General features: G+C 38.7%; 18 protein-coding genes. 12 read left to right on the top strand and 6 right to left on the bottom strand.

The features are described 5' to 3' along the window. Positions 1-115: 115 nt before the first annotated feature. Positions 116-1,576 carry a L,D-transpeptidase family protein gene (locus AC21OH_RS06740; protein WP_487370638.1) on the bottom strand — a complete coding sequence of 487 codons (1,461 nt, stop codon included), beginning with the start codon at positions 1,574-1,576 and terminating at the stop codon, positions 116-118. A gap of 641 nt (positions 1,577-2,217) precedes the next feature. Here AC21OH_RS06740 and prmB point away from each other — a divergent pair. From prmB to AC21OH_RS06680, 12 genes are all read left to right on the top strand, one after another. Then, positions 2,218-3,270 (top strand): 50S ribosomal protein L3 N(5)-glutamine methyltransferase, encoded by a 1,053-nt coding sequence (gene prmB / locus AC21OH_RS06735; RefSeq protein ID WP_487370682.1) that lies wholly within the window; start codon positions 2,218-2,220, stop codon positions 3,268-3,270. 193 nt (positions 3,271-3,463) lie between these two features. Next, positions 3,464-4,567 carry a chorismate synthase gene (aroC, locus tag AC21OH_RS06730; protein ID WP_487370639.1) on the top strand — a complete coding sequence of 368 codons (1,104 nt, stop codon included), beginning with the start codon at positions 3,464-3,466 and terminating at the stop codon, positions 4,565-4,567. An 86-nt stretch (positions 4,568-4,653) separates the two neighbouring features. Next, entirely contained in the window at positions 4,654-5,274 is a 621-nt protein-coding gene (locus AC21OH_RS06725) for a nitroreductase family protein (protein WP_486535039.1), read from the top strand. A 260-nt stretch (positions 5,275-5,534) separates the two neighbouring features. Beyond that, entirely contained in the window at positions 5,535-6,839 is a 1,305-nt protein-coding gene (locus AC21OH_RS06720) for an NAD(P)H-dependent glycerol-3-phosphate dehydrogenase (protein ID WP_487370641.1), read from the top strand. A 44-nt stretch (positions 6,840-6,883) separates the two neighbouring features. Continuing rightward, entirely contained in the window at positions 6,884-7,354 is a 471-nt protein-coding gene (sixA, locus tag AC21OH_RS06715; protein ID WP_487370642.1) for a phosphohistidine phosphatase SixA, read from the top strand. A gap of 128 nt (positions 7,355-7,482) precedes the next feature. Continuing rightward, a complete protein-coding gene (gene gspL, locus AC21OH_RS06710) occupies positions 7,483-8,742 on the top strand; it encodes a type II secretion system protein GspL (RefSeq protein ID WP_487370643.1) in 1,260 nt (419 codons plus the stop codon). 96 nt (positions 8,743-8,838) lie between these two features. Further along, a complete protein-coding gene (locus AC21OH_RS06705; RefSeq protein ID WP_487370645.1) occupies positions 8,839-9,420 on the top strand; it encodes a type II secretion system protein M in 582 nt (193 codons plus the stop codon). A gap of 360 nt (positions 9,421-9,780) precedes the next feature. Then, a complete protein-coding gene (locus AC21OH_RS06700; protein WP_487370646.1) occupies positions 9,781-10,185 on the top strand; it encodes a DUF4870 family protein in 405 nt (134 codons plus the stop codon). A 289-nt stretch (positions 10,186-10,474) separates the two neighbouring features. Continuing rightward, positions 10,475-11,521 (top strand): quinone-dependent dihydroorotate dehydrogenase, encoded by a 1,047-nt coding sequence (locus tag AC21OH_RS06695; RefSeq protein WP_487370647.1) that lies wholly within the window; start codon positions 10,475-10,477, stop codon positions 11,519-11,521. Between the two features lie 241 nt (positions 11,522-11,762). Then, complete coding sequence (locus AC21OH_RS06690; RefSeq protein WP_487370648.1) at positions 11,763-12,290, top strand: CvpA family protein; 528 nt, start codon at positions 11,763-11,765, stop codon at positions 12,288-12,290. A gap of 300 nt (positions 12,291-12,590) precedes the next feature. Then, the gene (gene purF, locus AC21OH_RS06685; protein ID WP_486534920.1) at positions 12,591-14,135 is read left to right on the top strand and encodes an amidophosphoribosyltransferase; all 1,545 of its coding nucleotides are present in this window, start codon (positions 12,591-12,593) and stop codon (positions 14,133-14,135) included. 350 nt (positions 14,136-14,485) lie between these two features. Continuing rightward, complete coding sequence (locus AC21OH_RS06680) at positions 14,486-15,004, top strand: RidA family protein (protein ID WP_487370649.1); 519 nt, start codon at positions 14,486-14,488, stop codon at positions 15,002-15,004. 302 nt (positions 15,005-15,306) lie between these two features. Here AC21OH_RS06680 and AC21OH_RS06675 read toward each other — a convergent pair whose 3' ends face one another. From AC21OH_RS06675 to yajC, 5 genes are all read right to left on the bottom strand, one after another. Continuing rightward, positions 15,307-16,785, bottom strand: a complete 1,479-nt coding sequence (locus AC21OH_RS06675; protein ID WP_487370650.1) for an anion permease — start codon at positions 16,783-16,785, stop codon at positions 15,307-15,309. A 195-nt stretch (positions 16,786-16,980) separates the two neighbouring features. Further along, positions 16,981-18,411, bottom strand: coding sequence for an MATE family efflux transporter (locus tag AC21OH_RS06670; RefSeq protein WP_487370651.1), 1,431 nt, complete (start codon positions 18,409-18,411; stop codon positions 16,981-16,983). A gap of 222 nt (positions 18,412-18,633) precedes the next feature. After that, positions 18,634-19,836, bottom strand: a complete 1,203-nt coding sequence (secF, locus tag AC21OH_RS06665; RefSeq protein WP_487370652.1) for a protein translocase subunit SecF — start codon at positions 19,834-19,836, stop codon at positions 18,634-18,636. 9 nt (positions 19,837-19,845) lie between these two features. Next, on the bottom strand, positions 19,846-21,723 hold the full coding sequence (gene secD, locus AC21OH_RS06660; protein WP_486534925.1) for a protein translocase subunit SecD: 1,878 nt from the start codon (positions 21,721-21,723) through the stop codon (positions 19,846-19,848). Positions 21,724-21,847: 124 nt separating this feature from the next. Continuing rightward, a complete protein-coding gene (gene yajC / locus AC21OH_RS06655) occupies positions 21,848-22,177 on the bottom strand; it encodes a preprotein translocase subunit YajC (protein ID WP_486534926.1) in 330 nt (109 codons plus the stop codon). Positions 22,178-22,672 lie beyond the last annotated feature (495 nt).

Below are 22,672 nucleotides of genomic sequence, written 5' to 3'. Positions count from 1 at the left end.
TGGAGGAGATTTTAGTATCTAGATCATTATATCCCATAAAAAAAACTTGAATGCGCTAAAACATTCAAGCTTTACTACTAAGATCGATTTTAAGAAATTTGAATAATTTAGGCTATTATTTCAACTCTACCGTAGCACCATTTTCAATGTTAGCGTAAACATCTAAAACATCCCAGTTAGTCAGACGAACACAACCTGCTGAGGCTTGACGACTGATACCTTCAGGGATAGGCGAGCCGTGAATACCATACGATGGTTTGGATAATCCCATCCATACGACACCGACAGGATTGTTAGGGCCTGGTGGCAACATGAATACTTTTTTGTCATCAGAGTCTTTGTTGACTGTGGCTTTATACCAAGGCATTTTGACTTTATTAACGATTCTAAAGGTGCCTGTTGGTGAGGGCGTACTACTACTGCCAACAGTAGTTGGGAAGGTTGCCACTAATTTATTACCATTATAAGCATATAAGGTTTTGTCCTCTTTTTTAGCTACCACTCTATCGATACGTTGATTCAAAGGCTCGCGCTTATTAATAACTGTGATTGTCTCCCCAGCATTAAAATTTTTACCTTTGTTGAGTTTTTCAAGATAGCGTACATCCATATGGAAACGCTCACCAATCATCTCTTTAATGTTTTGGTAATAAAGGCCTTTAAGTTTAGACTTAGCTTCAGAACCCGAAGGAATCGATGCAAAGTTAGTGTTTACATCTTTATCGGTTAAGGTATATTCAACGAGTACAGGTTTTGACATATCGATATTTTTGGTCAGCTCTCGCCATGTTGCTTCATCCATACGCCCTGTGCTTGGTAATCCGCGCATGGCCTGAAAGTTTGCCAATGCCTTTTTACTATTCATTCCCCAGCCGCCATCAATGGGACCAGGAGACGCATAGTTCCAATCAAGAAGAGTCTGCATTTTGACGGTCATGGCAGTGTTTTTTCGCATATTAGGCGTCCAAACAGCACTATTTACCGCCCGTGCATAATTGGATAAGTTCGTCGTGGTGTAAAGCTTACCGTTTTTGTTTTCTATACTTTTAATTGAGTCGTCATCAATAATGCTTGAGGTGGCCGGCGCAACAGCTTGACCTGCCTCCACATCGTTATTTGCTTGCTCATTAATATCTTCATTAACAGACGCTTCAACTTCAGCTGTAGTGCTTTGATCAAGATCTTCTTCAACATTCTGAGTTACGGTCTGTGTTGAGTTATTTGAGCCATTCACAGCATTCTGCGCCGCTAATTCTTTGGCTCTAAATTCTGCTTGAGTCTCTTGCACACGGCGTTCGTATTCGCTCAAACCATCACTTTGATTAAGTGATTCGGTTCTAATATTAAAGCCTGTAGTGCTATTATTGGATTCATTTAGCGGTATGATTTTACGCTGTTCTTGGATTATAGTTGAGTCATCAATAAGCTGCTCCAGCCGATCTACAGACTGAGTGTTATTTGTTTCGGCTGAGGCGGCACTACTAAGTAGAAATAGTGAGAACGCTACTGAGCTGCTTATTAAAGTAGGATTAAAAACTTTATATACATACTTATTTGGATTGAAATTCATAATCATAAAAAATAGTCGTGTTTAGAATATTAAGGTTATTATGCGATGAAATGAGACTACTAGCAAATATTAGAGCATAATTTAATTAATTATCCTCTTGTTTTACTCAGGTCACTATTATTTGGTAAGTTAATTAGCAAAAATTGAGCTTATAATTTGATAGCTTTAAAAAGATTTAGATAAAAGAATATTCAGTTTTATACCTTATATAAGGCGATATATTCAGTATCGCATTTATATGCATCGCATTTTCAGCATAGTTATCAGCATAGGTATCAATATTGATATCAGGATTATTATGCCTTAGCAATGTATAGCCAGTAAGTTTACTTGTTATACATTTGGTTATTAAAATTATCAATGCAGTAATAAAGCATTAGCATAGATATAACTTAGGTTAGGTATTATAATGCTTTAATCAATACGTCTTAGATAAGAAAATTTCATAAATAAATCTGAACTATTTTAAAACATCCAATCCATAATAATAAGCAAGGTGTATACATACTATGTCGACTGACAATACAGGTTCAAGTGTCAACCTATCATCATTAGACGCGTCAGCTTTATTAGAGCAAATCCAGCGTTCAGCGTCAAATGATGTAGAGCCTGAGCAGCTTAATTCAGACGTTTATGAAGATAGAGATATGGACATTGATGAAGACTATGAAGCGTTAATAGTAGCCTGTCATGAAGCGTCACAATCACTATATACCATCAGAGACTTTATACGCTTTAGTGTGAGTCAAATGCGAAATTATGATGTAGTCGTCGCACAGGGCACAACCGATATATTTGCAGAAGCCGCTGCGATCGTGCTTCAAACGTTGTCATTAGAATGGTCTGCTGATGAGCAAATACTTGATTGCCGATTAATACCTAGTGAAAAGGTAGACGTATTAAACCTATTGCAGGCTCGTATCATTGAGCGTAAACCCCTTAGCTACTTGCTTAACCTATCCTATTTTTGTGGGATGCCATTTTATGTTGATGAGCGTGTGCTGATACCTCGGTCTCCTATAGCTGAATTAATCCGCCAACAATTCTATCCGTTTTTTGAAACCGATGCATTTGCACAGTCAGTATTGAATACTGCCAATGCTGAAATACCAAACTTCTATTTGCATGGACTAGACAGTAATCAATTACCACAGCCTGATCGTATTTTGGATTTATGCACCGGATCAGGATGTATCGCTATTGCGCTTGCCAAATGGTTTAGAGATGCTTTAGTTGATGCGACTGACATTGATACTCAAGCTCTTGAAGTCGCTGCTGTCAACGTTGAGCATCATGATATGGTGCATCAGGTAAACTTAGTGGAATCTGATTTGTTTTCTAAAATAATACCTGAGAATCAATATGAACTTATTGTTACAAACCCGCCTTATGTAGATGCGGCCGCTATGGCAGATTTGCCACCCGAATTTAATCATGAACCTGAGCATGCACTGGCAGCGGGGCAAGATGGGTTAGACTTAGTACATAAGATATTATACGAAGCTGCTGACTTTTTAACGCCAGAAGGCTTGCTGGTTTGCGAAGTAGGAGACAGTGATTGGGCGCTGCGTCAGGCTTATCCAGAGATAGATTTTAATTGGTTGAATTTTGCACATGGTGGTCATGGGATTTTTGCCATTGATCGTCGCAGCTTACTTAATTATCGAGGGTTATTTGCTGAGTATGCTAACGCACTGTAATTCATACACTGTAACTGACACGCTGTAACCATTTGTGTTTAAGCTCATATAGCATGTATTACTAGTTAATTTGATTCCAAAGTTTGAATTTATTCAAATGTTTACACTTATCTAACTCTATTTATCAAACCTTATTTATTTAACCCTAAAAAGACGGATAGAAAATTAATTCATTGAACCGAGAAAAATAATTATGGCAGGAAATAGTATTGGTCAAGTATTTACAGTGACTACATGTGGTGAATCACATGGCGCAGGTTTGATGGCTATAGTCGATGGTGTCCCGCCAGGTTTAGCAATAACTAGCGAAGATTTACAAGTTGATTTAGATCGTCGTAAGCCGGGGACATCAAAGTTTGCCACTCAGCGCCGAGAGCCTGATGAAGTAGAAATTATTTCAGGCATTTTTGAAGGTAAAACAACTGGCACCTCCATTGGTTTGTTGATTCGAAATACCAATCAAAAGTCCAAAGACTATACCGATATCAAAAATACGTTCAGACCAGGTCATGCTGATTATACTTATAGTATGAAATACGGGTTTAGAGATTACCGCGGCGGCGGTCGATCCTCTGCGCGTGAAACTGCCATGCGCGTGGCAGCAGGAGCCATTGCTAAACGCTATCTAGCTGAGCGCTTAGGTATTCAAATAAATGGTCACGTTATCCAAATCGGTAATGAACATGCATCTATTCAAGACCCTGCCAACATTGATTGGCAATATGTGAACAGCAATCCATTTTTTTGTGCCGATAAAGAGGCAGTGCCACGCTTTGAGAAATTAATAAATCGGCTGCGTAAAGAAGGCACCAGTTGCGGTGCAAAGCTTGAAGTAATTGCTTCAAATGTACCTGTTGGACTCGGAGAGCCTGTATTTGATAGATTAGATGCTGATATTGCTCATGCTATGATGAGTATCAACGCGGTGAAGGGTGTGGAGATTGGCGATGGCATGGCAGTTGCTGAGCAATTTGGTCATACCTCGCGGGATGAGCTGACGCCGAAAGGATTTACTGCCAATCATTCTGGCGGTATTTTGGGTGGCATATCATCAGGTCAAGATATAAAAGTGAGTATCGCCCTTAAGCCAACCTCAAGTATTACCTCACCAGGTAAGAGTATAGATACTCAAGGCGACTCAATTGATATGCTAACTAAAGGTCGCCATGATCCTTGTGTAGGTGTACGCGCTACGCCTATCGCTGAAGCAATGTTAGCCATTGTTTTGTTAGATCATTACTTACGTCATCGGGGTCAGAATGCTGACGTCAAACCACCGGTTGCGCCTATTGAATGATTTTTTAAATTACATTGGTAGTATACGCATACATAGATTTGGAAATGAATCGCATGAAAGATAACGATACGCTTGAAGTTAACGACATGATCCAAGATAACGAGTCAATGACGAGTCAATCGGCCATAGTTACAGACGAACAAGTTATAAATTGGATTAAATCACGTCGTAGCATTGGTAATTTAACTATCCCCGCACCTAACAAAACACAAGTAGAAGCGGCCATTGAATGCGCTATGACTGCGCCTGATCATAAAAAATTAAAACCTTGGCGGTTTATCGTGACGCAAAATAATGCCAGACACGAATTTGGACGAGCGCTGCTACAAGCTGCAGAAGCAAAAGCAGCAAGAGAAGATACTGAGCTTAACGAAAAAGCTAAAAATAAGACACTCAAAATGCCATTACGGGCACCAATGATTATCACTGTAGTAACAAAGATGCAGTACCATGAAAAAGTACCTCCATATGAACAGTTGCTAAGTGCAGGTTCAGCGGTTCAAAATTTAATATTGGCATTAAAAGCTCAAGGCTTTAGTACCGTATGGCGTACAGGGCCATTAGCGAATGAACCAAGTGTTAAATCTTATTTTAATGTGGGCTTTGAAGATTATATTGTTGCCTTTGTTTACGTGGGTAGTACGGTATGTGAAATGCCTAGCCGCAAAAAGATAGATATTTTGGACTACATTAAATACGATTCATAATCTATACGTCACTTAAATAATAGTTTGCTCAATCCATATGACAATCTTATTGATCGTTTGAAGTCTAACTATCTTCAGCGAACTACTATATGGTTACGTTACTAACCACGCTAAGTCTATTTGAAAATATTGCGTCAACAATGTGCCGTGTCAAATATGTATCGTTTTTTATACAGTGTCGTGTTAATAAAGTGTCGTGTAAAAAAGTATCGTAAAATTTACAAACGCCCCTAATAATTTTTATAAATCGTGAGAGTGATATGATGTCAGAAGATAATAATTATTTAAATAACAAAGATTCACAATCAACCGAAAAAAGCTCAGAGAATAAGAAAAGGTTTAATGCAGGGATTCTAGCCAGCTTGTTTGATAAAGCTACTAAGGCCAGTAAGGATAATTTAGCAAGTAAAGACAACGATGCGACCTCATCGGCTATTAATTCTGATACTACAGATACTTCATCTGAAACTAATTCTAAACCGTTATCCTCAGATAAAGCCCCTCATGAGTTAAGATTGGCCTTTTTAGGCGGAGGTAGCTTTGGTACATCAATGTCCAATTTAGCCGCACGTAATGGTTGTGACTCAACGCTGTGGGTACGCAACAAGAGAACAGTGCGCGCTTTAAAAAGAACACATGTCAATAAAAAGTATTTACCAGATTATACGCTGGATGACCGTTTAAAGTTTGAGCATGATTTAAAAACGGCGGTTCAAGATAAAGACATTATATTTGTCGCTGTACCGAGTTCAGCCTTTAGAGAAACCCTTAAAAATATTAAACCCTTCTTATCAGGGCAAGCAGTCGTATCTTTAACTAAGGGTATGGAAAAAGACACTTTTAGTTTGATGAGTGATATTATTCGCGAAGAGCTTCCTGAGATTAATTTTGGTGTGATGTCTGGACCAAACCTCGCTGTAGAAATTATGCAGAATATGCCTTCGGCGTCTGTTATTGCAAGCGAGTCTGAGTTATTACGCCATGCGGTTCAATCTGCATTACACAGTGCTTTTTTCAGAGTGTTTGCCGCTGATGATGTACGCGGTGTAGAGCTTGGCGGCGCACTCAAAAATATTTACGCTATTGCAATGGGTATGGCTGCATACTATAACGTGGGTGAGAATACCAAAGCTATGCTACTAACTAGAGCGCTTGCTGAAATGAGTAGATTTGGTGTGGCATCAGGGGCTAATCCTTTAACTTTCTTAGGATTGTCCGGTGTGGGTGATTTATATGCTACCTGTACCTCTGAGCTAAGCCGTAATTATCGAATAGGTAATATGCTTGGAAAGGGCATGAGCTTAGATACAGCGATAAAAAAATTAGGACAAACTGCTGAAGGTATTAATACCATTCAACAAGTAAATGAAAAAGCGACTCAGCTTGGCATATATATGCCAATTACCCATGCTTTATATGCCGTTATATTTGAAGATCAAGCTGCTCTTGGTGTGGCGCTGAATCTAATGGAGTCTGGGTTTAGAAGTGATGTCGAATTTGTAATGCCGCATCAATTTACTAACGATGAATCTAAAGCGCAAATTGCAAGAAGTAAGGGTGAATAGGTTCTATCTATTCTAGACAGCCCCTAAATTAAGTGGAGAATACTATGAAAGTCATACTTATGCGACATGGTCAAGCGCAGTACCCTACTTATACAGATTCTAAAAAAGATGCTGCAAGACAGTTGACAGCATTCGGACGTCAGCAAGCGTCTGAGACAGCTCAGTACGTTCTTGATAATTATAAACCAGATAGATTTGTTGTCAGTCCTTATGATCGAGCACAGCAAACCTTAGAGTCATTTACTGATTTAAGACCTGATGTACCTGTTGAGGTATACGAGAATATTACGCCCGATGATGACGCTATGACTGGATTGAATTCTTTATATGACATTAAGGCTGAGTGTGTGGTTATCGTGTGTCATATGCCTATCGTTGCTAAAATGGCCGGACTTTTCTCGGCTACTGCACCAGAATCTTATTCATTGGCCGAAGCACGGGTTTTTGAGGCTGAGTTTATAGCGCCGGATATGGGTGATGAAATCGAAAGATTTATTCCAAAACAGCCGGATTAGGTGATATCGTAATACCAATAACATCGTTATACTATTAATTTAAACCCCTTTATTTAAACTTATAAATGAGTCGATTTTATAGACTTTTTTAGTCTATCTATTATTTAAGACTATCCTGAGAATATAATGTGATACATATTTGGTTAACTCCCCAGCTCAATAAATACAAGTTATGGCATCCTAAATCATCTCATTGGATATGGTTAGATAGTCTGGCAGAGCTTCAATCTCTGCCTTTTATTAAGACAAATGATAAAGAGGTTTGCTTATACGTTCCTTCTCAGAATATATTAACGCTGACAAATGACTTAACTCCTTTACAAGTCAAACAATTGGGTAAAAGTGGCCAACAATTCCTATTTGAGGAGCTGTCATTAACTTCTGTCGAAAACCTAAACGTTCGCAGCCTAAGTGATGGAGTCACTCAATATTTTTACGCGCTTGGTTCCTCTGAAATTGAGCAGTGGCATCAAAGCTTATTACTTGCTAATTACAACCTTGTTGCATTAGTACCAGATTTTTTGTTATTGCCGATTCCTAATCAGGACATAGATGGACAGATTGTCTTATATCATAGCCATTTTGAGAACGCTCAATCACAATATCTTATTAGATTAAATGAAGCGTATGGCGTTGAAATCGGTCACTTATCATTATTGCCCAGAATTTTAGAGAATATTGAAGAAATTATATATTTGCAGCAGGGCGAGATAAGCGCTCGAACTGAACTTCAAACTAATACCATAGCGATTGCTAATAATGAGACACATCCAACAGTAGACCCATCAATAAAGAAAATTGCAGATGATTTGAATATTGTGGTTACCACTACACCTTCTTTTATCAAACCTATCTTTAATCCTACCAAACATCCTTTAAATTTCGTTGAAACTAATCGAGATTATTTAGTATCACCTTACCTAAAATACGCGTTATCTTTATTGGTATTGGCAGGACTCATACAGATTGCTGCGGACAGCATTCAGTGGTATCAATATCAAAAAGCAGCTCAAGCGACTAAACTGGCTATTGAGACGCAGTATTCTGCATGGTTTGACGGTGAACAGCCAAATCCAGTGACCAATTTGCAGGCTCAAGTAAAGCCAAAATTGCTATCTGATGACAGTAGTCAACACGACCAGTTAAACATAATGAGTCAAATCTCACCCTTAGTTAAAAAGTCTAATCTTACTGCGCAGTCTTTACGTTGGAATGATTCCAATATTATACTGGTGGTAAAAGGTGAGAACCGAGTTGGGATCGATGAATTATATAGCGGGCTAACTCAACAAGGGTTAATGGCGAGTTTAGGTAAAGTCACACCGACCGAAAATAATCAATTGATTGGTGAGATAAACATTCAATTAGATAATTCAACGCCTCCATAAAATGCGCGTACAATTAAGGACGAACAATAAAGAACTAACAATTAAGCACAACTAAAACTGCTTCAGATTCATTATTTATATTAAGGTGTGATTCAAATGTCTAATAAGCTTTCTAAATTTAAAAAGTTGAAAGGCTTTTCTGACATCCAAAATCCAGTTAATGAGTCAAATGAGGCAAACGATACGAATTATTCTGCAACTTCTAAAAACTCTTTTCATTCAATAACACTACCTGCCCTAGACAAATGGTCACAGTTATCGACAAGAGATCAGTTCGCCCTATTAATGTTAAGCGTGTTCTTAGTTCTGTTTGTGGGTTTTTATGGTGGGTATACGGTTTACAGTGCGGCAAAAGAACAAAAATTGTCCTATCAATCTGCTATCAACGATTATTTTTGGCTGCGTTCTCAGTCAGGTAACATAGCTATGAATAATCAGAGTCAATTGCCACCTATTGAGCAAAATATGACCACTATTCTATCCCAAATGGGTGCAAAAGATGCAAATGTACTGTTAATAGGGGATGCGGTTCAATTAAGCTTTAAACATGACAACCAAACTGCCGCCAGCAATGTGATAGGTGCGATGACAAATTCTGGCATGAACATCGATCAGCTATATATTAGACAAGATGCAGAAACTAAAGAGGTGAGTGTCCAAGCAACGACATCCTACTAAACAGTGTTCTAATAGATGTTAAAGTTGTTTTGAATCACTGTCTTCAAAGATAATAACTCTTAAATCAATGCCGCTTTTTGAAATACGATCATCCTATAAATTTATAGTACTTATATTTATAGCACTTATATTTATAGCACTATTAGATTAAAGCAGTTAAATTGATTGCTGTATACCTAATAGAAATGTAGTTTCAATAGTGAAAATAGAAAGCAAACCCCAGTTTAAAATTAGAATAATGGACGCATATATAGATAGAGACTGTAGAACTTTTAAAAAACTTATAGCGAATATTCGCTATAATCATTGTTTTACTACAGCTTCTAATATGATGTCTATTTTCAAATTAAGCGAACCTCTATGATTACTAATAATGAAGAAAAGTCTTTAGTCCGATATAACCATATTACTTATTTATTATATGCAATCAGTTTCTTTACGGCTGGTATATTATGGTTGGTTCCTATTGTTATGAACTATTTGCGTCGCCGTGATGCAGAAAATACGTGGTTGGCAACGCACTTTGATTGGCAAATAAAAACGTTCTGGTACAGCATTATTTTAGGCATTGTCGGTATAGTGTTGTTTATAATTGGGGCAGGTGGGCTCGGTATTGGCGCGTCCGTTGCCAGTAAAAATATGAGCATAGGGTCATTCATAACGATGACTATAGGAGGACTCATTGGTTTAGGTGCAATTATTTGGCACATTTACCGCATTGTCAAAGGCTGGATCGCATTATCAGATGGACAACCTGTTCTATAGTTAAAAATTTTGAGAGTTAATTTGAGATTTAAATAGCCAGTTAAATAGTTACTAGCGCGTATCTCTAATTGCTACGCTAAATAATTTAAACCTTTTTAATTCAATAAATAAATTTAGTGAAATCAGACCATTAGAGTAATGACGAAACCGTTTAATAACAAGTGTAATAGCGATAGTATACTGATATAATTAACTGTTGATGATATTTCTATGAAATTGAACATATATTTAAAAAATTCATTTAATAACTTTGCATCCCTATTAAACCCATAACAGGTTACCCACAGTTATGTCCTACGCTTTATTACGTCCTTTTTTATTCAATTTAGATCCAGAACGTGCTCACGAACTCACCTTAGAACTTCTTGAAAAAGCGCACAAAGCGCATGCTTTAGGATTCGTATACTCTCAGCAATCCTTACCCACAACCTGTATGGGTCTAGAGTTTTCAAACCCTGTTGGCTTAGCAGCAGGACTTGATAAAAATGGCGATTATATTGATGCGTTGGCAGAGTTAGGTTTTGGGTTTATAGAAGTGGGGACAGTGACGCCAAAACCACAACAAGGGAATGAAAAACCTCGTTTGTTTAGAATCAAAGAAGCTGGCGCCATTATCAACCGAATGGGTTTTAATAATTTGGGCGTTGATCATCTTATTGAAAACGTTAAGCGCTGCAAATATGAAGGTCAAATCGGTATAAATATCGGTAAAAATGCGGTGACACCAGTCGAAAATGCAGCGGATGACTACATATATTGCCTCGATCGAGTGTATCCTTACGCGTCTTATATAACCGTCAATATCTCATCACCAAATACCAAAAATCTGCGCGATCTTCAAAGCGGGGAGGCGTTAACCCACTTGTTAGACGCTATAAAAAATAGACACAGTCAGTTAGCGTCAGGCTATGGCTTCTATGTGCCCATGGTATTAAAAGTAGCACCAGATTTAAACTTTGAACAGGTCGATTATATATCAAAGCAGCTAATTGACTTTGATATAGATGGACTCATTGCAACGAATACCACATTAAGTAGAACAGGTGTGGAAGATTTGCGTTATGGAGACGAAGCAGGCGGGTTATCTGGTAGACCTGTTGGTCATTTAAGCACTCAAATTATTGAACACTTTTATGAACGTTTAGAAGGAAAGCTGCCCATTATTGGTGTTGGTGGCATTGATAGTGGTGATAAAGCCGTGCGTAAGTTGCACGCTGGTGCCAGTATGGTTCAATTATACAGCGGTATGATATATCAAGGTCCAAAACTGGTTCAACAATGTATCGAAGCCATAGCCAGTGACCGCGACATGATGCTACTTAGACTATCTAAATAGTAGACTGGCTAGATAAGTTCCAAGTTAACTGAATAATTACCCTATTAGTGGATAAGTTCCATATTAGCTGAATAAGTTAGATAGCTTTAAGTAGTTTGATCATGGCAGTTTGTTAAACGCACAACAGATTCTGCAAAACTAATTAAATGAAAGGTTAAAAGAGTGTCTATATGAGCTACGATATGCGCCTAACTATTATGCGACATACTCTTCAATGGATACCGGTAGTTAAGGTGAGTATATGAGCGCTTTAGATATTATAATCGGTATTATTGTGCTAATAGGGCTATGGCGTGGCTTTAGTGCAGGCTTTATTCGTAGCGCCATCTCCCTTGTTGGATGGTTTATAGCGCTATTGGCTGCAACTCGTTTGGCTGACGATGTTGCTCCTTATTTAAGTGGCGTCATTACGTCACCTGTATTACAAATGGGTGCTGGGTTTTTAATTATTATCCTAGTTGCACTATTAGTGATTCAAATCATACGATTAATGGTGACTGGTGTCGTTAGAAGTTTAAAGTTAGGGTTTCTTGATCAACTGGCAGGCGGTGTGTTGGGAGCAGCTAAAAATATATTAGTCGTATTGGTATTGCTAAGTGTTACAGCGCCTTTACTCATTAAAACCTCTATGTGGCAAAGCTCTTTACTTGCCCCAGAGCTTATGCCTTATGCCCCTTTTGCTAAAGAATTTACAGCGGAGGTAATGGGTGTGGCTTGGGAGCAATTAGATATGGATGATCAAGTATTGAATAATAATGATGTTCAATAGTTATCATTAGGCCAAATAGTTTTGTTTATACTTAATATTTATAAAATAGTACTGTTTATTAAATAAGTCCAAATGTGTTAAGTCATAGCTTCACTCAAACCTTTAAAACCAATAATTTTTTTATACTTACTTATTTAAATCTATTCACGTTGCCCTTATTAAATCGTGATACGTGTGGTTACTTTTTTATAGTTATTATTTTGACTTCTTAATCAATGTTATAGCCGAAATTATTAATCAATCTATTTATTTATCAATCTAAAAGTTTGCTAATAACAGAGACTACTTAAAGGATAGAATATGTGTGGAGTTGTAGGTGTTGCAGCGCATCAGCCTGTTAATCAAGTATTGTATGATGCACTTACTGTGCTACAGCACCGTGGTCAAGATGCCGCTGGCATAGTGACTATGAAAGACGGACGGTTTTTCCTCCGTAAAGACAATGGCATGGTTCGTGATGTGTTTATGACTCGTCACATGGTTCGATTAGTCGGAGAATTTGGGGTGGGACACGTCAGATATCCTACCGCTGGAACATCAAGTAGTGCAGAAGCACAGCCTTTTTATGTAAATTCTCCTTATGGTATTACCTTAGCGCATAACGGCAACTTAACCAATGCAGTTGAACTGGCAAAAGAATTGTATCGTGATGATTTGCGTCATTTAAATACCAATTCAGACTCTGAGGTTCTATTAAATGTCCTGGCGCATGAAATTCAAGCACTGGGTAAAACTCAGCCCACCCCTGATGACATTTTTGAAGCCATCAGTTCTATGTATACCCGTATTGAAGGCGCTTACGCTGTAGTTGCATTAATCACTGGCCAAGGCTTGGTAGCATTTAGAGATCCGCATGGGATACGCCCTTTGATATTTGGTGAGCGGTTAGCAGAAGATGGCGGCACAGAATATATGGTAGCTTCTGAATCTGTCGCATTGACAGGATCAGGTTTTAAAGTTGTTAGAGATGTGAAACCGGGTGAAGCCATTTTTATTGATTTAAACAATAAACTACATACCCATCAGTGTATTGAATCCAAAAAATATACACCATGTATTTTTGAATATGTATACTTTGCTCGGCCAGACTCTATTATGGACAATATTTCAGTATATAAATCGCGTTTAAGAATGGGTGAGAAGCTGGCTGAAAAAATTCGTGATGAATGGGGTGAAGATAACGATATCGATGTCGTAATCCCCATCCCAGATACCTCTCGCACGTCTGCTATGGAGTTAGCCCTTAACCTTAACGTGAAGTATCGTGAAGGCTTCATGAAGAATCGCTATATAGGCCGCACTTTTATTATGCCAGGCCAACAACAGCGTAAAAAATCTGTACGTCAAAAATTAAACGCCGTACCTTTAGAGTTTAAAAATAAGAACGTACTTTTAGTGGATGATTCGATTGTACGAGGAACAACATGTCAAGAGATTATTCAAATGGCACGTGATGCTGGGGCTAATAAAGTGTTTTTTGCAAGCGCTGCGCCGCCAGTTAAATATCCAAACGTCTATGGTATCGACATGCCAGTTCGTCACGAATTAATTGCATCGGGTCATAGCGTGGATGAAGTTCGTCAAATTATTGGTGCTGATCGTTTAATATTTCAAGACTTAGAGGATCTAATCGACGCGGTGCAAGATACTAAGTACAGTAAGGTTGAAGGATTTGATAGTGCTGTATTCGATGGGAATTATATCACTGGTAATATCACTGAAGAGTATCTTGACAACTTGCAAGAACAACGCAACGATATGGCTAAAATAAAATCATCGGGTGTTCAGGTTATATCGGATACGCCTGTAGATATGACGGGTGTTCAAGAAAGTGATGTTCAATAATCATTTTAGTAGTTACTTGAACACTTTTATAAGGCTTTATAGTTTTTATACATTAACCTATAAGTTTAAAGTCTGATTCTTGATAGACTAAAGGTGATATTGATGCATAAGCGCGTTAATATCGTCTTTTTATTCACCAACACTTTATAAGCAAATTATGTATAGTCAAAGAACTTTAAAGTAGTCACAAGCCAACCAAGTGCAAGTACTACTAGGGTAGGCTTAACGAGGTTAACACCGTGACTCTTTATAAGTTCGCCGACTATACAAATATTTTTAGCTAGGTTTTAGTAATATATTCAGATACGCTTAATGGATATTATGGGAGAAATATAATTAAAAAATTATTTATGATGGCTGGACTTGTATCAGGATTAGTTTCAAGCTTTGGGTTATTGAGCACAACTGCGAATGCACAACAAACTGGATACGCATCAGGTAGTCTGAGTGCAAATGAATTATCAGTATCTACAAAAGCTTATTCGGGAGAGTCAGTTCAAACCAAAAGCTCACCAATATATTATGGATCTGATGGCCTTTATCCATTCTCAAAAGCGGTACGTGTTGGAAATACATTGTATATGTCTGGAGTGCTTGGAATGAAAAATGGTAATTTGGTCGCTGGCGGTGTCAAAGCTCAGACTATGCAAGCGTTAGACAATATTAATCAAACGCTATTAAACTATGGTTATCAGAGCTCTGATTTGGTCAAATGCATGGTCATGTTGGATGATATGGATGATTTCAATGAGTTTAACGAAGGGTATAAAGCGAAGTTAAATAAGCCATATCCAGCACGTTCTGCTTTTGCTGCTGATGGTTTGGCGCTTGATGCGAAGGTTGAGATTGAATGTATTGCAGCAAAATAGCCACCAATAATTATTACTTAATAAGTCTTTAAAAGATTGATATCACCAATTAGACATCGAAATTTTTTATAAGTTAAACCCCACTCTCAACTTATTATACTGCCTTGTAGGCTAGTGTTTTAGCCTAGCAAAACGCAATTTTTTATTCATATTGCTGGGCTAAAGCTACAGCATACGTCAAGAGTTGAGAGTTAGGTAAATTATACAATAAATAAGTGGGGATGCGTTATTATACTGATTCTTAAAATCTACATATTAAGTAAAACGATCGCCAACGCTATAAGTCATAGTCATAATAGACTCTAGTAATACCCTAATAGCTTCCACCAAATCAAGCCTGAACCAATCCAAATAACCAAATTCACAACACTCATGATAAAGCCAATGGTCCACCATTCTTTAAGCGTTGTATATCCTGATCCAAAAATCACAGGCGAGGTACCAGTAGCGTAATGCGTTAGACACATCATGATATTACCGGCAGCAGCTAAAATAAGCGCATATAACATGGGCGGTGCGCCTAAAGACAAACCTACAGCATAAAATGCAGCAAACATAGCTGTTATATGAGCGGTAGTACTTGCAAAAAAGTAATGCATATATAGGTATACAAGTGTCAGCATTGCCAATGCGCCAACCCAGCCAAAACCTGTCAACCCTATGGCGGTTTCAATACTTGAAGAAAACCATTCGATAAGACCCAGCTCGTTTAAGAAATTCGCCATCATGACCAACGCTCCAAACCAAACGATAGTATCCCACGCTGACTTTTCTTTTAATACATCTTGCCAGCTCAATACTCCCGTGATGATTAGGATAGAGAGCCCAATAAAGGCAGTTGTGGTGGCATCAACGCTGTATTGGTTACCAAATATCATGGCAGGTATGTTTGCCCACAATAACAATAATAAGGTAAATACGCCCAACATAATTTTTTCATGAGCGCTGATTGATCCGAGTTTGGATAAATTCTCTTGGGCAAACCCTTTTGCATCAGGAGTCTCCTTAACCTCTGGAGGGTATATCATATAGATAACTAGCGGCATAACCAGTATACATAGCATACCGGGTATGAACATTGCTATGGCCCAAGTAGTCCATGAAAGATGAATATCATTACCTGTGACTTGTGCTACCAAATCGACAACTAATGGGTTTGGTGCCGTCGCGGTAATAAACATACCTGAGGTGATAGGGTTAGCATGGTAATTCACCATCGCAAGATAGCGACCGATTTTATTCTGAGTACCCTCTTGAGGGGTAGAATGAAAGCTTTCTGCTATTGAGCGCATGATAGGGTGAATAATCCCGCCACCACGTGCGGTATTCGACGGGGTGATTGGTGCGATAAGCAGCTCTGCTACGCTAAGAGAGTAGGCAATACCAATGGTTTTTTTGCCGACGATTGAGATAAAATAATAGGCTATTCTAGATCCAAGTCCTGTTTTAATTAGGCCTCTAGATATCATAATGGCGATACCTATCAACCATATTAAGGGGCTTGAAAAACTTGATAAAGCATCTTTAATAGCGCCTTTAGGTGTCTCAGCCGTTACCCCCGTTAGGGCGACTATAGTAATTGATATGATAGCCAATGCACCAATGGGTAACGCTTTACCAATAATTGCGGCAATAGTCGCTACGAATATTGCCAACAAGTGCCATGCGTTTTCACTCACACCCTCGGGGGTTGGAATAACAAACCAAATGATAAGTCCAATTGCAATCGCAATTATCGATGGTACAACTTTAAAAGCAAATTTGTCTTTAGTATCTGACATAGTATTTCCTATATAGCATCTATATGGACTGAGTATGGATTTAATACCATTTACTATAAAGCTTAGAGTTATTATTGGTAATTAACAATTGTATTTTATTAATCAAAAATTATTAAGAATGAGATTTTAAAATAACGATTTATAAAGCTGGTGTATGACGCCGGTTTAAAACATCAATTTATGAATACATAACGCTTATACCGATGCCACAGTTTCTTTATTACGCCATAAGACAATAGCTGCAATAACAAACCTCGAAATTAATAAACAATATACGCCGAGCCAAATAACTGGCATGGGATAATGATTGCCATATAAATGGTAGCTAATCCATGTAAAAGGGAAAAATATAGCCGATACTAATAAAGCAACATTGCGTATTTTTGATCCTGCGGTGAGGCCGAACATAACCCCATCTAACCAATAGGCCCCTGCGCCTACTAAAGGTAACAAGGTGGCTACATAGCGATATTCAATAGCCAATTCATATATCTGAGGTAAGTCAGTCATGATTGACAAGAAGGTTGGCAGTACCAACAACCAAATAAAACTCAGTGCAACCGCTAACCAAAAAGTCATGATTCCTGTGCGCTTTACAGCAAGCTCAAAGTAATGACGTCCTTTTCGAGCCGCCGCTTGACCCGATAAGCTCTCGGCTGCAACTGCCACACCATCCAAGGCGAACGCAGATATACTTAATACTTGGAGTAATACTGCATTAGTCGCCATGATTAAGTCGCCTTGCTGAGCTGACAGCCGAGTGATCCATGCAAAGCTCAATGTCAAAAGCAGGGTACGAATAAAGATATCTTTGTTAAGTGAGAATAAGCTTAATATTTTATCAACCTCAAAGATTCTTAATAGATTTCGTTTAATGCCACTCGTTGAGCCATCTGTATTAGTATGGTATGAGCTTTTATCAGCAGACTGATTTTGAGATGATAAATACAAGCTACGTATATGCTGGCTAGCCAAAAATGCAGCGGTTGAAACACCTATTATGTAGCCTATAACCGTTCCTAATGCAACGCCGTCAATACCCATTCCTAGCCCATAAACAAAGCTTAACGTAAGTATCATATTGCTCATTGAGATAAGTAACTGAACCATCATCATTTGATTGGTTTTGCCTTGACCAGCAAACCATCCAATAAAGGCGTAATTCATAAGCTCAAATATAATACCGTAATAGCGTACTTGTAGATAGGTATTGGCAGCCTCACTGCTAGCAGGTTGTGCGCCTAACAATTGAAGTCCGTAGTTGATGATGTAGGGTTTAAATATCCACAATATAATGCCCAGCACACAGGCTAACCCTAAGGATCGATAAAGAATATCAGCAAGTTCAGTACTTTTATAGGTACCAGTAGCTTGTCGCCCTAAAGCCTGAGCGGCAAGACCCGATGACGCATATTGCAGAAAGTTAAAACTCACTAAGACTAATAGCCAAAGCTGAGAAGCAATGCCTAGGCCTGCAAGAAAATAAGAGTCATCAAAGTGACCAACGACGCCCACATCTATAGCGCCCTGTAGCGGCATGGCTAAATTAGCAATCAGAACAGGCGCAGCAATACCGATAATACGGCGATAGCTCAAATCCAAAGTGTCAGTTTTAATAGAACTCATAGGCCCAATACTTTTATACAATTAAGTGTTTAACAGCAGTCGGCTTGCTAAGCAGTGCTCTAGTGATCGAACTCAGAGTTATTCATATAAACAATAAAAAGCACCCTAAGGTGCTTTAAGTGTTACATAACTAATGCTTATTAAATAACAAATGCTTATTAAATAACTAATGCTCATTAAATAGTTACAAATGGTGAAAACGAGGCTATTAATTTTTTAAAGTTAGTCTTCATACACTTTAGGGTCATTGAAGGTAACCACTTCTTCTTGAAATTCAGGCTTAACTTTTACCACAAAATCATCACGTGATAATCCCATTCTCAAAGGAATCGAGCTTGAAATATAAGTAGAAGAGTAGGTACCTGCAATAAGACCGATAAAGAAGGCGACGGAGAACCAATACAAGCCCGCCCCACCTAAGAACAACATGGCCAATACCACTACCAATACAGTTGAAATCGTCATGATAGTACGGCGCAGCGTTTCGGTTAATGATAAATCTACGACGGTACGAGGTTCCGTACCGCGCACCCGTCTAAAGTTCTCTCGAATACGGTCATAGACAACGATGGTATCGTTTAGGGAATAACCGATAAGCGCCAGAATAGCAGCCAATACTGTTAGATCAAACGGAAACTGGAACAATGCAAAAATACCTAGGGTAACAATCGCATCATGAAACAAAGCAAGAAGGGCGCCAACTGCCAGCTTAAACTGGAATCGAACCCCTACATATAACATCATCATTGCTAAAGCAGTAATAATTGCGATTAACGAGCTTAAGTATACCTCGTTACCTACCTGACTACCGATAATCTCTACACTGCTAATTTCGGCTTGATTGTCGGGTAAGTTAAGAGCCTGACCCAGTGCTTCATTTAATCCATCAATATTATCAGATTGCGGCGGCAGTCTAACTAATAATTCAGTGGTACCGCCAAGATATTGGGCGACGGCATCATCAAAGCCTGCCTCTTCTAAGGTATTTATAACCTCAGTTTGCTCAACTGGTTGTTCATAAGTGACATTGGCAGAGACACCACCCGTAAAGTCCAAGCCAAGATTTAAACCATTGATAAATATAGCGGCTAAACTTACCAACACAATAATAATAGAAAATATCGCCATCGGTTTTTCAAGCTTCATAAAGGGAATGATGCGTTTGTCCCCGACCGCTTTAACGCCACCTTCAGCTAGCGCAGCTTCATCTTCATAAGTATCCGTATCTTCAATGTTTACATCAACTTCTTGAACCTCAGTACCCGTTTTGACTGAGTCTGATGTATTCGTAGGGGCACTACTACCTCTACCATCTCGACGTGGACCACGCTTACGGCGTCGACCTCCTTCAATATATGCTGGTGTTGAGCTTTCATGCGACTCAGGTTTTTTATTTGAATCTTTTTTTAGATTGTTGTCGGACATTATTCTCTCCTAGCCTATGCTCAATTTCTTAATGGATTTACGTCTGCCATAAATAATTTGTACTAAAGCTCGGGTAACAATAATTGCTGTGAATAATGAGCTTAAAATACCAATGGCAAGGGTGATAGCAAACCCTTTTATAGGACCAGAACCAATTGAAAAAAGAATAATTGCAACTAAAAGCGTGGTTATATTGCCATCAAAAATACTACTAAAGGCGCGATCAAAACCGGCGACTATAGCAGATTTAGGCCGAGTACCCTCTGACAGCTCTTCACGAATCCGCTCAAATATGAGCACGTTGGCATCAACTGCCATACCTATCGTCAATACGATACCAGCAATACCGGGTAGGGTAAGCGCCGCCCCTAGTATTGATAAGACTGCGACTATAATGATAAGGTTAAATGCCAATGCAATATTAGCCACAATACCAAATAGACGATAGACAATAATCATTAATACGAATACGAGCATGTAGCCTATTTGGGTTGAAAATAAACCATCATCAATGTTTTGCTGACCCAGTGATGGCCCGATAGTACGCTCTTCAACAAAATACATAGGTGCGGCAAGCGCCCCTGAGCGTAATAGTAACGCAAGCTCTGCAGCTTCGGCGGTACTGTCTAATCCTGTAATTCTAAATGATGAGCCAAGCACCGCTTGGATATTAGCCTGACTAATAATTTTAATCTCTGAATAAGGCGTGCGAGTTTCTATCATCTCGCCTGTTTGCAGGTCTTCGTCGTAGGATACTTTTTGCTTATTTTCAATAAACAAGACTGCCATTTGCTTACCCACAGCATTCTTGGTGGCATTTTGCATTAATTTACCGCCAGCCGTATCAAGCGTGATACTAACTTCGGGTACACCTTTTTCATCCAATCCAGAGGTTGCGCCCTGAACCTTCTCACCCGTCAAAATAGGCTGACGATTTAATAAAGATAAAGGACCATCAAGACTTAAATATGGGTACGCTTCTGTACCTGCTGGGGGAATTCCACCATCATAAGTCGCGTTTTCATCGGCTACTAATCTGAATTCTAGATTGGCGGTGCGACCCAATACGCGTTTCGCTTCTGCGGTATCTTGAACACCTGGTAGTTCAACCACAATTCGGTTGGTGCCTTGTGATTGAACCAACGCTTCTGCCACACCGAGCTCGGCAATACGATTACGCAGTGTGGTTAAGTTTTGCCCAACTGCATATTCATTAATCTCATCAATGGTAGCATCGTTATACTCAAGGCTAAGTGCTGCGCCTTGATCATCCATCATTGATTGAAGATTAAACTGAGACCCTTGAGACGCTTGCAATATACGCTGTGCCTTGTCTCGCTGTTCAGTATCACTAAAATGAAGTAGGATACCGTCATTAGTTACATTTATGCCTTTAACTGCGATGCGCTCTTTACGTAGTGTACTACGCGCCTCATTACTGGCTGTTTTTAATCGTTGTTCTAATGCTTTATCCATATCAACTTCTAGGACAAATCGAACACCGCCTCGTAAGTCTAAGCCCAGCTTTAGGGGTTTGGCGCCAATATTTCGCAGCCATTCAGGAGTGGTTTGAGCCAAATTCAACGCAACCACATAATCATCGCCTAAATTCTGACGCAATACTTGTTTGGCGTTGAGTTGATCTTCACCATTATTAAAACGAAGCAAGGCACTGTTATCAGTAAAGGTCGTATCGTGATAGGCAATACCAGACTCATCTAGTAACTGCTTCGACTGTTCAAGCACATCATCTGTAAGTTCCGTACCAGCAGAAGCGCTAGTAACTTGGACGGCAGGTTCATCTGGATACAGGTTTGGCAGGGCGTATAGCCCTGCAATAACGAGCACAAAGATTATTAAAAAATATTTCCAGGCAGGGTAATGCATAGTAGCTACTTCACTTAAAGGAAGGATGACAAAAGAATGCTAAAGTAGGTATCTCTAAACGAGTAAATTAAACCGGTAATTTTACCGTTAATTCTTATAGATTATTGTGAGGTACTAGTAATAGTTACTTTAGACCATCCATAGTACCGTTTGGTAATACTGATATCACTGAGGCGCGTTGGACCATCACATCATTTCTATCATTTAAACTGACAACCGCATAATCGCCCTCGATAGATTTGATTTTACCCATTAGGCCACCAGCAAAGATGACTTCATTACCAACCGCCAATGCATTCACCATGTTGCGGTGTTCTTTGGCACGTTTTGATTGAGGTCTGATGACTAAAAAGTAAAATATTGCAAAGATTGCAAGCGGGAAGATCCACTGCATAATCATTGAAGGTCCAGTAGCGACTTCTGCGGCATGGGCTGATTGTATAAATAAAAACATTTTATATCCTTGAAAATTATTGTGGGATAGGGGCAATAGATATTTAAATTGTTAGTCTGTTTTAAGCTAGCTTAAACATACTAAGTTAATACATACTATCTCAAAAAGTATCGCCCCTTATCCCTACGTATCTGGTCATAAACATAATAACAATAAACTGTACGGAATTTATGATCAAGGTGCTAAGTAGCGGTTAAGTTGAGGCGCTAATAAATTAACTAGCTGATAATTAAGAAAGCTTAAAAATAACTTATAAGTTAAACAGCTAAGTAGCATTGTTATCACAAATAAAAGGCATAGTATCAAAAAATGAGGCTTATGATAACACTTACTTCTATGACTGGTAATATTTAATATATAATGACTACTAGCAGAGCTTGGCTATATAACGTTATAATCCCCGATATAACGATTATTTAACCATTTTGAAACTAGCATTTTAAAACTAGCTTCTTAATAAATTTGCTTCTTCATTAATTTGCTTCTTAATTCCAT

The sequence above is a fragment of the Psychrobacter sp. CX10 genome, assembly GCF_057621575.2.
Note: the sequence above shows the minus strand (reverse complement) of the source record. Positions and strands in the feature narration are given on the sequence as shown.